Source organism: Propionivibrio sp. (assembly GCF_049316945.1).
GTDB lineage: Bacteria > Pseudomonadota > Gammaproteobacteria > Burkholderiales > Rhodocyclaceae > Propionivibrio.
Genome location: NZ_JBMOJE010000001.1, coordinates 82889 through 95656 on the forward strand (window position 1 = coordinate 82889; position 12768 = coordinate 95656).

Consider the following 12768-nt stretch of genomic DNA (forward strand, 5'->3'; position numbering starts at 1 on the left):
CAGCAATACTCCTGTTGACTAAGATGCTTTGAGTTGTCCCTATAATATCACCATGAGTTTGCCTCGTTTTTACTGCCCGATGCCGCTGTCGGCCCATTTGCACCTCGATCTGCCGGAGAGCGCGGCGAGACACGCTTGCCGGGTGTTGCGTCTGCGTCAGGGCGACGATCTCGTGCTGTTCGATGGAGATGGTGGCGAATACGTGGCACGCATTGCAGAGCTTGGTCGTGAGAAGGTTTCCGTAGACATCCTGGAATGGCACGACACCGAATGTGAAGCGCCGATCAATATAACGCTGGTTCAGGCTTTGCAGTCTGGTGAGAAGATGGACATGACGGTGCAGAAGGCCGTGGAACTGGGCGTGGTGCGTATCGTTCCGGTGGCTTCGAGGCGTAGCGTGGTGCGCCTCGATGGCGAGCGGGCGATGCGCCGCGTCGAGCACTGGCGAGGCGTGGCCATCTCGGCTTGCGAGCAATGCGGGCGCAATCGGGTACCGGAAGTGCCGGCTTTGGAAGGGCTGGAGCGATGGTTGGGCAAACCAGCCAGCAAAGGTGCGTTGCGTTTGATGCTTGCCCCCGGATCGGCATTGACTCTGGACAGCATTACGCCACCAGCGCCGGGAGGACAAGTTGAATTGCTGATTGGTGCCGAGGGTGGTCTGGCACCGGAAGAAATGGAGATGGCCGCACTGGCTGGCTTTATTTCCGTTAGGCTCGGGCCACGCATTCTGCGTACCGAAACAGCAGGGCTTGCCGCGTTGGCGGCGATTCAGTGTTTATGGGGCGACTTCAGAGAGGGAGCAGATCATGTTTGAATCGGCAGAGTTGGGACACACGATCGACAAGGCGACATTCCGCGAGGAGGTTCCGAAGCTGCGCGCGGCTTTGCTCGACGCACAATTCGATTTGCGTGAGAACGGCAAGTTTCCAGTGGTCATTCTGGTGAGCGGTGTTGATGGGTCGGGCAAGGGCGAGACCATCAACGTGCTCTACGAATGGATGGATCCGCGCTTCCTGTCTACCCTCGCTTTTTCGGCGCCGAGTGATGAAGAGCGCGAACGTCCCTACATGTGGCGCTACTGGCGCGCTTTGCCGCCAAAGGGGCGGGCCGGCGTGTTTGCCGGATCGTGGTACTCGGACCCGATCCGGGATCGAATCCTCGGCCAGCTCGACAAAGGTGATCTTGATCAGCGCATGGATCAGATCAATCGTTTCGAGGCGATGCTGGTCAATGAAGGGGCGCTGGTCCTCAAGTTCTGGTTCCACTTGTCCAAGGACGGCCAACGCCAGCGTTTGAAAGCAATGGAAAAAGATCCGAGAACGGCCTGGCGGGTAACCAAGGAAAGCTGGGCGCGCCTTAAAACCTACGACAAGTTGCAGGAAGCGGCCGGTCATGTACTGCGCATGACCAACACGCCGTGGGCCCCGTGGATCGTTGTTGAAGGAACCGATGATCGCTATCGTTCGCTGACCGTCGGCAAGGTTGTCCTCGATGCGATGCAAAAACGGCTGGCCGACAAGCGCGACCAGAACTTCCCGGTGGCGCCGCCGCTGGCACCGAAGATCGACACGCTGGATGTCCTGACCGCGCTGGATCTCACGCAGAAACTGGAGCACAAGGCTTACGAAGACCAACTGGCCAAGTGGCAGGGGCGGCTTTCGGAACTGGTGCGTCATCCCGAATTCAAGAAACGCTCCTTGATGATCGCCTTTGAAGGCTCCGACGCCGCAGGCAAGGGTGGCAGCATCCGGCGCATTACAGCGGCGATGGACGCGCGCCAGTATCAGATCATACCCGTGGCTGCGCCGACCGAAGAGGAGCGCGCGCAGCCCTATCTCTGGCGATTCTGGAGGCACATACCGCGCATCGGCCGGATAGCGATTTTCGATCGCACCTGGTACGGCCGTGTCCTGGTTGAGCGCGTCGAGGGTTTTTGCGCCGAAGCGGACTGGTTGCGTGCCTACACCGAAATCAATGACTTCGAACATGAGTTGCATAAAGATGGCGCGATTGTCATCAAATTCTGGTTGCAGATCAGCGACAATGAGCAACTGAAGCGCTTCAAGGAGCGTGAGAAAATCGAGTTCAAGCGCTTCAAGATCACCGAGGAAGATTGGCGCAACCGCGAGAAAAGCGAGTCCTATCATGCGGCCGTTTGCGACATGGTTGACCGGACGAGTACCAGTACCGCACCGTGGACGCTGGTCGAGGCCAATGACAAGAATTACGCGCGGGTGAAGATTCTGCGAACCATCTGCGAGCGCCTGGAAAATGCGCTGAACGCCGAAATTCCAGCCGTTAAATCAAAAGAAACTGTTAAGGATAAATAACGACATGTCCGACGAGTTGAGTCCCGCCCACTTCGTGTCCCTGTTCCGGTCAGTTGCGCCCTATGTCAATTTGTTCCGTGGCAAAACATTTGTCATCGCATTTGGCGGCAAGGCGATTTCCGGGCCGCTGGCACGGACCTTGGCTTATGACGCTAACCTGCTAGCCGCTCTGGGCGTGCGCCTGGTGCTGGTGCATGGAGCGCGCCCGCAGATTGAGGAGGAACTGGCCGAGAAGGGCATCGCGTCAGTCACCCACGGGGGCTATCGCGTGACTGACGCGGCGACGCTCGATTGCGTGATTGATGCCGTCGGCAGCGTGTATCTGGAAATTGACGCTCTGCTTTCGCAGGGTTTGCCCGATACGCCGATGGCCAACAGCACGATTCGCGTCATTGCCGGCAATTTCATTACGGCCAAACCCCTTGGCGTGCTCGACGGCGTGGACATGCAGTACGCCGGAAGCGTGCGCAAGATCGACGCCGAGGGAATTCGGGCCCAACTCGGCATCGGTAATATCGTGATTCTTTCCAGCCTGGGTTCAAGTCCGACGGGCGAGATATTCAATCTGGCGATGGAGGAAGTGGCCGAGTCGACGGCGATCGCCATCGGCGCCGACAAACTGATTTTTCTGACCGATAGCCAGGGCGTGACCGATATCGACGGGAAACTCCTCGACGAGATGACCACCGATACGGCCGAACGCCTGATCACGATTGGCGAGTGGCTGTCACCCGACATCAAGCGTTATCTGCCGTGTGCCGTGCGTGCCAGCCGCTCAGGTATCGGTCGTGTGCATTTGATCGGATACAACGAGGATGGCACGCTGCTGCGCGAGCTTTTCTCGCGCGATGGCGTCGGCACCATCATCACCCGCGAGTCGCTTGAAATTCTGCGCGACGCCCGTCCGGACGATATCAGCGGTCTGGTGGCGCTGATCGAGCCGCTTGAGGAGGACGGGACACTCGTTCGCCGTTCGCGAGAACTACTCGAACGCGAGATTACCCGCTTCTCGGTGGTCGAGCACGATGGATTGATCGTTGGCTGTGCCGCGCTCTACCCGTATGGTGAAGATCAGGCCGAACTGGCCTGCGTCGCCGTGCATCCAAGCTATCGCCGATGGGGTTATGGCGAGCAGTTGATGAAACGCATCGAAACACGTGCCCGGGCTGCAGGTATCAAGCGCCTTTTCGTGCTCACCACGGTGACGCCACACTGGTTCAAGGAGCGTGGCTTTGTCGCTCAGTCGGTCGATCAGTTGCCGACAGAAAAACGGCTGCTCTATAACCTGCAACGCCGTTCCAAGGTGTTTACCAAAACGGTGTGAGAACGTTTGTCGTCGTCCAGCGCGGTATAATCCAAGCGTTTTTATCGAATTCGGATGTTGTTTTACGGAGTTAATTTCATGGCAAGAATGGTCAATTGCATCAAGCTTGGTCGCGAGGCCGAAGCGCTGGATTTTCCGCCCTATCCGGGGGAACTCGGCAAGCGCATTTACGAGAGCGTGTCGAAGGAAGCATGGCAGCAGTGGATTCGCATGCAGACGATGATCATCAACGAAAACCGTCTCAATCTGGCCGATGCCGCGCATCGCAAATATCTGGCTGAACAGATCGAGAAACATTTTTTCGGAAGTGGTGTCGATCAGGTACAGGGCTACGTACCGCCAAAAGCCTGATTCTGCTGCCCACAAAAAAGCCCCTTATTTTAAGGGGCTTTTTTGTGGGCAGCGATTGTTACGCGAGGTGACGATCGCCGGACTCAGCTATTGGCTATCTTCGCTTCTACTTCGTCGGCTGTCGCGTGACGTACATTCAGTCCCTTGACCATGAAGACCACGTATTCCGCGATGCTGCTGGCGTGATCGCCGATGCGCTCGATGGCTTTGGCGATCGATAGGATATCCAGCGCGCTCGTGATGGTGTGCGGATCTTCCATCATGTAGGTGACCAACTGGCGGGCCACGGACTCATACTCCGCGTTGACATGGGAATCCAGATGGATGGCTTTGGTGACCAGGCTGAGATCGAGACGGGCGAAGCCGTCGAGCGAGAGGCGCAACATATTCAACGCCGTTTCGGCCATGTGATTCAATTCGATATTCAGCGTGCCTGTGGCGGTGTGGTTGGTGAGGGAGATGCTAAGGCGTGCGATTTTGCGAGCCTTGTCGCCGACGCGCTCCAGATCGGAAATGGCCTTGAGTACGGACACCACCATGCGCAGATCAACAGCTGTCGGCTGTCGTTTGGCGATGATCTGATAGCACGAGGTCTCGGTCTCAGTCTCCATCTGGTTGATAAGATTGTCGTCGCGAATCACGGATTCGAGGAGCGCGTGATCGCCACTATAGAGACCTTCGATCGCCTTGCGAAACTGCTCTTCAGCCATGCCGCCCATCTGCAGGACGCGCGTACGCAAGTTTTCGAGTTCAAGATCGAAATTCTTGGAAGTGTGATCGTGATGATCGTTCATGCCTCTTGCTCCAGAATTATTTTGCATCGGAATTGCTGAGATCAAAGTCTAACTCAACAAGATTACATTTTTGTTTCAGTCTAATGTTTCAGCAAGCCGTCAATGTCTGCACGCCGCTACTGGTGCCAAGCAGGCAGACATCGGCAGGACGGCGGGCAAACAGGCCGTTGGTTACCACGCCAACGATCTGGTTGATGCGAGTTTCCAGATCAACCGGGTCGAGAATCTGCAAACCTTTCACATCCAGAATGAGGTTGCCGTTGTCGGTGATGAAACCTTCGCGCCGCACCGGCGTCCCGCCAAGCTTGGTAAGTTCGCGTGCAACATGGGCGCTGGCCATCGGAAAGACCTCAACCGGTAGCGGAAAGGTGCCAAGCACCGGCACCAGTTTCGACCCGTCGACGATACAGACAAATTTTTTGGCGACAGCGGCAACGATTTTCTCGCGCGTCAAGGCGCCGCCGCCACCTTTGATCATGTGCATCTCGACATTGATTTCGTCAGCGCCGTCGATATAGACCGGAAGTTCGGCTACCTCGTTGAGGTCGAAGACCTTGATGCCGTGGCCTTCGAGGCGTTTCTTCGTGTCCTCGGAACTGGCTACGGCGCCGGCGATCCTGTCCTTCATCCCGACCAATACTTCGATGAACAGCCTGGCGGTGGAGCCCGTGCCTACGCCAACAAGCTGGCCTTCAACAACGTAAGCGAGCGCGGCACGCGCCACCGCTTGTTTGAGTTCGTCCTGAGTCATGGCGATGCAAGTCCTGATATGGTGAGGTGAACGTTCATTTTATACAATTGCAGGTAGCGATGACAGGATGCTTGGCAACGTTGTTGTCTTTGCGGCAATGTCAAGGTGGCCAGTCATGTCGTAGCAAAACATAAAATGTAACCGGCAAGACACGGCACTGTAATGATTGCCCGGCAACATGCGCGGCATGCCTACCGTACGTTCAATCTTTCTCTCCGACATCCATCTTGGCACCCGCGCCAGTCATGCCGCACGACAGCGCGGCCTCGATGGAATCATCTGCGGACACATCCACAGCGCGGTGATTCGCGATGTAGACGGAATCACCTATGTGAATTGCGGCGACTGGGTCGACAGTTGCACGGCGATCGTCGAACACCTCGACGGCCGTCTGGAACTGATTGCCTGGGGCAGCAAGGAACTCGCCGTGGTCAATGCACAACAGGAGGAAGTCGCATGCGTGTCGTAATGGTTTCGGATGTCTATTTTCCCCGCATCAATGGCGTATCAACCGCCATTCAGACCTATCACCAAGCGCTGCGAGCGCATGGTGTCGAGGTCAGTCTGGTGGCGCCCGACTACGGTCAGCCCTGTTCTGAATCGTGGATTACCCGAGTGCCGGCGCGACCGGTGCCCGGCGATCCGGAAGATCGTCTGGTGCGCTGGGGAGCCATGCACCAGGCGGTTGAAGACGCCGTCGAACAGGGTTGCGATCTGATTCACGTGCAGACCCCGTTTGTCGCGCACTATGCCGCCAGCGCGGCGGCGCGGCGTAACGGGATTCCCGTTATAGCCACCTATCACACGCTGTTCGAGGAATACCTGAAACACTACGCGCCGCTGATTCCGGCGGCCTGGCTACGCGGGCTGGCACGCAGTTTCTCGCGCCGCCAGTGCAACGCGCTCGATGCCGTTATTGTGCCGTCAAAGGCAATTCATGAACGGCTGGGCGGCTACGGCGTGAAGGCGCCCATGCACGTGCTGCCGACGGGTATCTCGCTGCAAGTTCCGGCGAGTGATGGCAACAGCGGTGGAAACCACGATGGCCACCGCGCTGGTCGCCAGGATTTCCGCACCCGCTTCGGTATCGACGAATCGCGGCCGGTGGCACTTTTTGTCGGCCGCGTGGCGCACGAAAAGAACATCGGCTTTCTGCTGGATGTGATCGATCTGGCGCGTGAATCGCTCCCCAACGTACTTCTGGTGATTGCTGGAGAAGGGCCGGCGCTGCCCGCTCTGCGAAAGACAGTCGCAGAGCGCGGATTGCAGGGCTGCGTCCAGTTCATCGGCTATCTCGACAGGAAAACCGATCTGCCGGCCTGTTATGCCGCGGCGGATGCCTTTGTCTTTGCCTCACGCACGGAGACGCAGGGGCTGGTTCTGCTGGAGGCGATGGCCGCCGGTCTGCCCGTGGTTTCTTTGGCGGAGATGGGAACGGTGGACATTCTCGGCGCCGGTCGCGGCGCGATCGTGCCTGACGATAATCCGTGTGCCTTCGCAGTTGCCCTGACCGGGCTTCTGCGTGACGCCAATTTGCGGAATCGTCTCTCGGCCGAAGGGCGCGAATACGCCGCCGAGTGGTCGGACGACAAGCTCGCCGGAAGAATGGCGGAACTTTACCGGCAGATCGTTTCCTGGCACATTGGGCAAAGTATTCCCGACTTCAATCTGTCTCTGCCTTAACCATGCCCGGTTTGCCGTCATGCATGAGGCTGAGAGGCAGGTCAATAGGCCATCATGGAGTAGGGTGCCGCGACATCCTCATGAATAAAGGCTTCCAGGGGATATGGGCTCAAGATGCCCGTATTTATTACGTTGCAGGCCAGATATGTATGCCAGTTGCCCGCATCAGCGTCAGTAATTGAAATCAGGGAAAATCGCTCTGTGATCAACTCCGCATTACCAGAAAAGCCGGCATAATCCAGGGCTGAGAATCTGGCAAGGAGAAGTGTGTGCTTGAGGAAAGCCCTTTCAAGGGAAAAACCGGATTGCAGCGGGTGTGGAATGCCCTGCACTATTCGCTCGCCGGTTTGCATGCGGCCTTTACCTGTGAAGATGCCTTTCGTCAGGAAGCTCTGCTTGCCGTATTGCTGATTCCCGCCGCCTTTTTTCTGCCCGTGACCTGGGTCGGGCGCGCTCTGATGATCGCAAGCGTTTTATTGGTGTTGATTGTTGAATTGCTCAATTCGGCAATTGAAGCCACCGTGGATCGGGTATCCCTTGATCGGCATCATCTGTCCAAACGCGCCAAGGATATCGGCAGTGCGGCCGTGCTGCTGGCGTTGATCAATGTGGTTTCGGTTTGGGGTTGCGTGTTGCTTGGCTAAACTACAAATCGGGTTTGGTCCTCGATGCAGCTACAGAACGATATCGGGATCGTCCTGTCTTTTACCTGCAACTGAACTGTTTCTGTTGTGTAAAAATTAAATGTTTCGTGTTTGATTCTGCTTCTTTAGAATTGGGTATCATGAGCAATTGACCGGGGTGAAGAGTTCAAGGATACTTCGACTCGTTCGATAGCAATGCCTAACTTTAAAAGGATAATCATGACTGAAGAAAAGATCACCACCAAGAAATCTTCCACAGCCAAGAAGCCGGTGGCGAAACCTGTGGCGAAGCCGGTGGCGATTGAGAAGAAGATCGCCGATGCGGTAGCCAAGGCTCCGGAGGTAAAGAAGGCCATACCGGCGGTTGCCGAAAAGGCTGTCCAGGCACCAGCCACCGAAGTCAAGCGGCAGCAAGCAGCCGTAACACGGCCTGCAGCTCCTTCTGCCAAGAAGGCGCCTGCACAGCCAAGTCCAAGTGCTGAGGAACGCTATCGGATGATTGAGTCCGCTGCGTACTTCATCGCTGAAAAGGATGGATTTCAGCGGCATGACACGCACTACTGGGCACTGGCCGAGCAAGAGATTGCCATCCAGTTGGGCGAAGCCGCGGCTTGAAATAACGGGTTCCTGTTTCAGGAACACTTGCTACTGAAGAGAGATGAACGAATGCGCAAAAGACTGATCACCGAGGTCAAGCAGGGGGCATCTGCGGCGACTGGAGAGTGGCTTGACCTTGAGGAGCTGGCCGAGGTTGAGATCAGCTCCGAGGAGGCCGGGTATCCCATTGAATCCGCACTGTTGCCTGGTGAAACCCTTGGTTGGCGTGCCGCAGTGGCAGGTAAGCAGACGATCCGGCTGCTCTTTTCGCAGCCGCAACGGCTTCGCCGGATACATCTCTTTTTTGTCGAGACATCTTCGCAGCGAACACAAGAGTATGTTCTGCGATGGTCTGCGGACGGTGGGCATTCGTTCCGGGAGATTGTGCGGCAACAATGGAACTTCAACCCGCAAGGTGCCACCACTGAAACCGAAGAGCATCAGATCGAGTTGTCAGGGGTCACCGTGCTCGAACTGATCATTACACCGGATATCAGTGGCGGGAACGCGGTCGCTTCTCTGGCACAGCTTCGAATCGCCTGAAGCTCGCAAAACAAACGCAGCCTGCTGCGTTTTTCGCGTACATACGTGACCTGCCTGGCGCTTGCGCCAACAGCTGGTCGCGGGCTCTGTTGTCGCTGCTACGATAAACGATTTCGCCGGATTCGCTTGGTATGTTTCAAGTCACACCGGGCGGCACCTTTCATCGCTGGTTAACGAGCAATATTGCCCACTCTTCCCGGATTCGCGTGTCCGATCAGTGCAAGGATGACCTGATTTTACAGATATGAATCCACAGATCCCTTACCTTACTTGAAGGGGAGATATGTATTCATAGTCTCTCGGTGACTGGTCGAAGAAAATCAGCATTTGACCGGGATGCAGAGGTCAAGGATACTTCGGGTCATGCGGTTGAAATGCCTATCCTTAGCAGTGTGTGGTAGTGCGGTAGCCATTGCCGCGATTGTTTTTTTAGCAATCTCCTCTGATTCACACTAAGGAAAGGTGCCTCAATGAAAGTTCTGTTTCTTACTCGCGAATTTCCTCCTTACGTTTACGGTGGCGCCGGGGTTCACGTCGATTATCTGGCGGGTGAACTGGCCAAAGTGATGCACGTCGAAGTCCGCTGTTTTGGCAACCAGGACACGGTGAAAGAAGGCGTGAGGGTCAAGGGTTTTCCTTTCGGGAAGGGCAGTTTCTCGCACGTAGACAAGAAGCTCAGCGGTGCACTGGATACTTTCGAGACCAACCTTGAGACCTTGAGTGAGCAGATTGATGCCGACCTGGTGCATGTTCATACTTGGTACGCACACCTCGGCGGTATCCTGGCGAAGACTTTGTATGGCATTCCGCTGGTCCATACGGTGCACTCACTTGAGCCGCTGCGCCCTTGGAAGCGCGAGCAACTCGGTTGCGGTTACGACATGTCGTCGTGGATCGAGCGCACCTCGCTCGGCCTCGCCGATGCAGTGATCGCCGTGTCACAGGGAACCAAGGACGACATCCTCGAACATTTCGATATCGACCCGGCAAGGATCACCGTGATCTACAACGGCATCAACACCGAACAGTACTCGCCGACAACCGAAACAAGTGCTCTTGAAAAATATGGCGTCGATCCGGGCAAGCCTATCGTTCTGTTTGTCGGCCGGATCACGCGTCAGAAAGGCATCATCCACCTGGTGAACGCGATCAAGTACATCAATCCTGACGTTCAGGTTGTGCTCTGCGCTGGCGCGCCCGATACCCCGGAAGTTCACGCCGAGATGGAAGCAGCGGTCAAGCATGTTCGCCGCGAGGGCTTCAAGCACCTGATCTGGATCCAGGATATGGTGAGCAAGGAAGAAGCGATCCAGTTGTATTCGCATGCTACGGTATTCTGCTGTCCGTCGATCTACGAGCCTTTCGGAATCATCAATCTGGAGGCCATGGCCTGTCGCACGGCCGTAGTGGCGAGTGCTGTCGGTGGCATCAAGGAGGTGGTGGTCGATGGTGTCACCGGTTTTCTGGTGCCGATTGAGCAAATGCACGTAGCGCCCTTCGAGCCAGTGAATCCGGATGCCTTCGCGCGCGATTTGGCTACTGCGATCAACAAGGTGCTGGACGATCCAAAACTGGCGGATTCGATGGCTGCCGCCGGTCAGCAACGTGCGCATGACGTGTTCAGCTGGACCAGCATCGCTCAGCAGACAAAGGATCTGTACAGAACATTGGTTTAACTCAACAATTTCATATTAGAGGATTAACTTCATGGTTCCCCAAGACTATCCGCGTGTCATTATTGAGGCGGTCCAGCCGCAGATCGATTGCGGCCGCTTCCCCATCAAGCGTGTGGTGGGAGAGAAAGTTACCGTCACCGCCGACATCTACAAGGAAGGCCACGACATTCTCGCCGCAGTCGTCAAGTATCGCAAACAGGGCGACAGGCTGTGGCAGAAGAGTCTCATGATCCAGCTGGAAAATGATTGTTGGCGTGGTGAATTCACTGTCACCGAGCTTGGTCGCTGGGAATTTACTGTCGAGGGTTACGCCGAGCGCTATCTTTCGTGGGTCGACGAGATCACCAAGAAGAGCATGCAGGGTGGTGACCTGACCAGCGAGTTACTGGAGGGCATGGTGATTCTAAAGGCATCCGCCGCCTTGGCGTCGGATGAAGATAAGGCGCTTATCAACGGCATCATCCGCGCGATAGAAACCGTGATGGCCGAGGGCGAGCAGGAAGTTGCCATTGACCAAGGCACCAGCAGCCTGATGCACAGGCTGATGGCCAAGTATCCCGATCGATCAGAGGGCGCCGAGCTTAAGCCCGCTCTTGAGGTCGTCGTGACGCGACCGGTAGCGCGTTACGCTGCATGGTACGAGTTCTTCCCCCGTTCGCAGAGCTCCGTGCCTGGTCAGCACGGCACATTGCAGGATTGCTGCCGCCGCTTGCCGGAGGTAAAGAAGATGGGCTTTGATGTCGTCTATCTGCCGCCAATCCACCCCATCGGCCATGCCTTCCGCAAGGGCAAGAACAATAACCTGGTGGCCGCACCTGACGATGTAGGTAGCCCTTGGGCGATCGGTAACGAGCATGGCGGCCACATGGCGCTGGAACCGAAGCTTGGCACTTGGAACGATTGGGCGCTATTCGTCGCCAGTTGCCGCAAACTGGAAATCGAGATTGCGCTTGATTATGTGATGAACTGCTCGCCTGACCATCCATATGTCACCGATCATCCAGACTGGTTCTACCACCGACCCGACGGCTCGATCAAGTACGCAGAAAACCCGCCCAAGAAGTATCAGGACGTCTACCCGCTCAACTTCGGCACGACAGACCGTGCCGGACTGTGGCAGGAGATGCTGAAAATCTTCCTGTTCTGGATCGAGAAGGGTGTCACCACCTTCCGCGTTGACAATCCACACACCAAGCCAGTCGAATTCTGGGAGTGGGTGATCGGTAAAGTGCATAAACAGCATCCTGGTGTCATCTTCCTGGCCGAAGCATTTACCAAAGCAAAAATGATGCGGTTACTCGCCAAGGCCGGCTTCACGCAGTCATACACCTACTTCACCTGGCGCAACACTAAGCATGAGCTGACTGAATACGTCAGCGAGTTGACCGCCGGTCCGATGAAGGAGTATTACACTGGCAATTTCTTCGCCAACACTCCGGATATCCTGCCCACCATCTTGCAGATTGGCGGCCGGTCGGCATTCATCATGCGCGCCGTGCTCGCCGCGACCTTGTCCAGCGTCTATGGCATCTACAGCGGCTACGAACTGAGCGAAAACGCACCGATTCCGGGGAAGGAAGAGTATCTGGATTCAGAAAAGTACGAGATCAAGCTGCGCGACTGGAATGCACCTCACAGCATCGCACCGCTGATCACGCGTATCAATCAAGCCCGTCGCGAGAACCCTGCACTGCAAAGCTACAACGATGTTGTTTTTCTGGAGGTCGATAGTCCCCACGTCATCGCCTATCTCAAGATGACTGAGGATAAGTCCAACATCATCGTGTGCGTAGTCAATCTGGACCCTTTCCACAAACACCATTCGTTCATCCACATGCCGATCGCCAAGTTTGGCATACGCGAGGACGAGATGTACCAAGCGCACGATCTACTCACCGACGAGCGCTATCTCTGGCGTGGCCCGAAAGCCTATGTCGAACTGGATCCGGCCCATGACATGGCGCACATTTTCGTGATCCGCCGATGGCAGCATTATGAAGATGGATTTGACTATTTTCTTTGAAAACCAGGGGAAATATTGAAAATCCAAGGCCCAAGGCCATGCCGGCGCAACC

The 12768-nt window shown here is 56.2% G+C and carries 12 protein-coding genes and 1 pseudogene; 11 read left to right on the forward strand and 2 right to left on the reverse strand.

Annotated features, from left to right (window positions below):
- Positions 1-52: 52 nt before the first annotated feature.
- The 4 genes from ACOYNV_RS00350 to ACOYNV_RS00365 all read left to right on the forward strand — a co-directional run bounded on the left by ACOYNV_RS00350 (position 53) and on the right by ACOYNV_RS00365 (position 4005).
- A complete protein-coding gene (locus ACOYNV_RS00350; protein WP_422897738.1) occupies positions 53-814 on the forward strand; it encodes a 16S rRNA (uracil(1498)-N(3))-methyltransferase in 762 nt (253 codons plus the stop codon).
- A complete protein-coding gene (gene pap / locus ACOYNV_RS00355) occupies positions 807-2330 on the forward strand; it encodes a polyphosphate:AMP phosphotransferase (RefSeq protein WP_422897739.1) in 1524 nt (507 codons plus the stop codon). Before ACOYNV_RS00350 ends, pap begins: the two co-directional genes overlap by 8 nt.
- Positions 2331-2334: 4 nt before the next feature.
- Positions 2335-3654: an amino-acid N-acetyltransferase gene (argA, locus tag ACOYNV_RS00360; protein WP_422897740.1), complete on the forward strand. Its 1320-nt coding sequence runs from the start codon at positions 2335-2337 to the stop codon at positions 3652-3654.
- 78 nt (positions 3655-3732) lie between these two features.
- Positions 3733-4005, forward strand: a complete 273-nt coding sequence (locus ACOYNV_RS00365; protein ID WP_422897741.1) for an oxidative damage protection protein — start codon at positions 3733-3735, stop codon at positions 4003-4005.
- An 83-nt stretch (positions 4006-4088) separates the two neighbouring features.
- Here the strand turns inward: ACOYNV_RS00365 and phoU are convergent, their stop codons facing one another.
- Together phoU and rpiA are read right to left on the reverse strand one after the other, a co-directional pair.
- Positions 4089-4799, reverse strand: coding sequence for a phosphate signaling complex protein PhoU (gene phoU, locus ACOYNV_RS00370; protein ID WP_422897742.1), 711 nt, complete (start codon positions 4797-4799; stop codon positions 4089-4091).
- Between the two features lie 88 nt (positions 4800-4887).
- On the reverse strand, positions 4888-5550 hold the full coding sequence (gene rpiA, locus ACOYNV_RS00375) for a ribose-5-phosphate isomerase RpiA (protein ID WP_422897743.1): 663 nt from the start codon (positions 5548-5550) through the stop codon (positions 4888-4890).
- A gap of 241 nt (positions 5551-5791) precedes the next feature.
- Here rpiA and ACOYNV_RS00380 point away from each other — a divergent pair.
- The 7 genes and pseudogenes from ACOYNV_RS00380 to ACOYNV_RS00410 form a co-directional block, all read left to right on the forward strand.
- Positions 5792-6019, forward strand: a pseudogene (locus tag ACOYNV_RS00380) (UDP-2,3-diacylglucosamine diphosphatase); the annotation flags it as partial.
- Positions 6007-7233 carry a glycosyltransferase gene (locus tag ACOYNV_RS00385; RefSeq protein WP_422897744.1) on the forward strand — a complete coding sequence of 409 codons (1227 nt, stop codon included), beginning with the start codon at positions 6007-6009 and terminating at the stop codon, positions 7231-7233. The pseudogene ACOYNV_RS00380 and the gene ACOYNV_RS00385, both read left to right, overlap by 13 nt.
- Before the next feature lie 269 nt (positions 7234-7502).
- Positions 7503-7877 (forward strand): diacylglycerol kinase, encoded by a 375-nt coding sequence (locus tag ACOYNV_RS00390; RefSeq protein ID WP_422897745.1) that lies wholly within the window; start codon positions 7503-7505, stop codon positions 7875-7877.
- 219 nt (positions 7878-8096) lie between these two features.
- On the forward strand, positions 8097-8492 hold the full coding sequence (locus ACOYNV_RS00395; protein WP_422897746.1) for a DUF2934 domain-containing protein: 396 nt from the start codon (positions 8097-8099) through the stop codon (positions 8490-8492).
- A gap of 51 nt (positions 8493-8543) precedes the next feature.
- A complete protein-coding gene (locus ACOYNV_RS00400; protein ID WP_422897747.1) occupies positions 8544-9017 on the forward strand; it encodes a hypothetical protein in 474 nt (157 codons plus the stop codon).
- A 470-nt stretch (positions 9018-9487) separates the two neighbouring features.
- The gene (gene glgA, locus ACOYNV_RS00405) at positions 9488-10693 is read left to right on the forward strand and encodes a glycogen synthase (protein WP_422897748.1); all 1206 of its coding nucleotides are present in this window, start codon (positions 9488-9490) and stop codon (positions 10691-10693) included.
- A 31-nt stretch (positions 10694-10724) separates the two neighbouring features.
- Positions 10725-12716 carry an alpha-1,4-glucan--maltose-1-phosphate maltosyltransferase gene (locus ACOYNV_RS00410; RefSeq protein WP_422897749.1) on the forward strand — a complete coding sequence of 664 codons (1992 nt, stop codon included), beginning with the start codon at positions 10725-10727 and terminating at the stop codon, positions 12714-12716.
- Positions 12717-12768: the final 52 nt, after the last annotated feature.

Excerpts from the sequence above, each read along its gene's own strand:
- ACOYNV_RS00350 (WP_422897738.1), top strand. The coding sequence starts at position 53 with ATGAGTTTGCCTCGTTTTTACTGCCCGATGCCGCTGTCGGCCCATTTG.
- rpiA (WP_422897743.1), bottom strand. The coding sequence starts at position 5,550 with ATGACTCAGGACGAACTCAAACAAGCGGTGGCGCGTGCCGCGCTCGCT.
- ACOYNV_RS00410 (WP_422897749.1), top strand. The coding sequence starts at position 10,725 with ATGGTTCCCCAAGACTATCCGCGTGTCATTATTGAGGCGGTCCAGCCG.
- pap (WP_422897739.1), top strand. The coding sequence starts at position 807 with ATGTTTGAATCGGCAGAGTTGGGACACACGATCGACAAGGCGACATTC.
- ACOYNV_RS00385 (WP_422897744.1), top strand. The coding sequence starts at position 6,007 with ATGCGTGTCGTAATGGTTTCGGATGTCTATTTTCCCCGCATCAATGGC.
- ACOYNV_RS00400 (WP_422897747.1), top strand. The coding sequence starts at position 8,544 with ATGCGCAAAAGACTGATCACCGAGGTCAAGCAGGGGGCATCTGCGGCG.
- glgA (WP_422897748.1), top strand. The coding sequence starts at position 9,488 with ATGAAAGTTCTGTTTCTTACTCGCGAATTTCCTCCTTACGTTTACGGT.
- ACOYNV_RS00395 (WP_422897746.1), top strand. The coding sequence starts at position 8,097 with ATGACTGAAGAAAAGATCACCACCAAGAAATCTTCCACAGCCAAGAAG.
- ACOYNV_RS00365 (WP_422897741.1), top strand. The coding sequence starts at position 3,733 with ATGGCAAGAATGGTCAATTGCATCAAGCTTGGTCGCGAGGCCGAAGCG.
- phoU (WP_422897742.1), bottom strand. The coding sequence starts at position 4,799 with ATGAACGATCATCACGATCACACTTCCAAGAATTTCGATCTTGAACTC.
- argA (WP_422897740.1), top strand. The coding sequence starts at position 2,335 with ATGTCCGACGAGTTGAGTCCCGCCCACTTCGTGTCCCTGTTCCGGTCA.